A 651-nucleotide genomic window follows, 5' to 3' on the forward strand; every position below is an offset into this window, starting at 1 on the left:
TGAAAAAATGGCTTCTGACGGACGCTCACGGTTCGCCAGTGACGTTTACCGTCGCCGCAACGTAGTGGAGAGATGTTTTGGCCGGTTAAAAGAGTACCGGCGTATTGCCACACGCTACGACAAAACGGCGAGAAATTATCTGTCGATGGTGAAACTGGGCTGTATCCGACTCTTTTACAAGAAGTTATGCAATTAAGGGACACAGCCTAATATGGCGAATGTAATCTACGCATCGATTAACGGCAATAAGCAGGGACTCGTCTCTTCCGGCTGCGGCAGCTTGCTATCAATCGGTAATAAATATCAAAAAGGTCACGAAGACCAAATCTTTATCTATGAACTCACTAGCTTTCTCGAGCGCCAAGACAATCTGGCGCTTCATCCGCTGGAAATAAGAAAGCCGATCGATAAATCCTCGCCCTTACTCGCCATGTCGCTGCACGATAACGAAGCATTGGTGTGCGAATTCTACTTTTATCGAATTTCAGAATCGGGCGGACTGGAAAAATATTTTTTAATCAAGCTAAGAGACGCCCGAATCACTGAAATCAAGCTATCCGCTCCCCACTCAATGACGCAAAATGAAATGCCGCCACTGCGGGCTATCTCTGCGCTGGCTTTGGTTCGCTGAACATTTCCCACGGTTTAAAT

At 46.9% G+C, this 651-nt stretch carries 2 protein-coding genes; both read left to right on the forward strand.

Translation table 11 applies throughout. The features are described from left to right. Positions 1 to 196, forward strand: a 196-nt coding sequence (locus tag BIY29_RS19940; RefSeq protein ID WP_147437199.1) for a transposase, incomplete at its 5' end; no start/stop codon positions are given. A gap of 15 nt (positions 197 to 211) precedes the next feature. Then, complete coding sequence (locus BIY29_RS19945; RefSeq protein WP_121576727.1) at positions 212 to 631, forward strand: Hcp family type VI secretion system effector; 420 nt, start codon at positions 212 to 214, stop codon at positions 629 to 631. Positions 632 to 651 lie beyond the last annotated feature (20 nt).

It is taken from the genome of Brenneria alni (genome assembly GCF_003666245.1).
GTDB lineage: Bacteria > Pseudomonadota > Gammaproteobacteria > Enterobacterales > Enterobacteriaceae > Brenneria > Brenneria alni.